Genomic DNA, 434 nt, shown 5'->3' with positions numbered 1-434 from the left:
GCGTCAACCGTGTAGGTGCCGTTCTCGACAGTCGCGGTGACGGTCTGCTCGTTGCCGTCGCTGTCGGTGATGACCAGCGTGACGGTGCTGCCATCGTCGGCATCGGTGGTACCGACGATGGTCGGCGTGGTGTCGGAGGTCAGTGCCGGGGCATCGACAGTCAGCGCCGGCGCGCTTGCGTCGATCTCGCCCACGTCGTTGCTAGTCGCGGTGTTGCCGGCCGGATCGGTGACCGAGGCCTCGACGCTGTACTCGCCTTCGCTCAGCGGGGTCTCGGCGTCGACACTGTAGGTGCCGTTCTCGACGGTGGCGGTGACGGTCTGCTCGTTGCCGTCGCTGTCGGTGATGACCAGGGTGACGGTGCTGCCGTCTTCGGCATCGGTGGTACCGACGATGGTCGGCGTGGTGTCGGAGGTCAGTGCCGGGGCATCGAC

General features: G+C 67.1%; 1 protein-coding gene. It reads right to left on the bottom strand.

Annotated elements, in window-relative coordinates; genetic code table 11:
- On the bottom strand, positions 1-434 hold a 434-nt coding region (locus MSG32_RS17915; protein WP_248381137.1), incomplete at both ends, for an Ig-like domain-containing protein.

It is taken from the genome of Cobetia sp. 1CM21F, assembly GCF_023161745.1.
Taxonomy (GTDB): domain Bacteria; phylum Pseudomonadota; class Gammaproteobacteria; order Pseudomonadales; family Halomonadaceae; genus Cobetia; species Cobetia amphilecti.
Note: the sequence above shows the minus strand (reverse complement) of the source record. Positions and strands in the feature narration are given on the sequence as shown.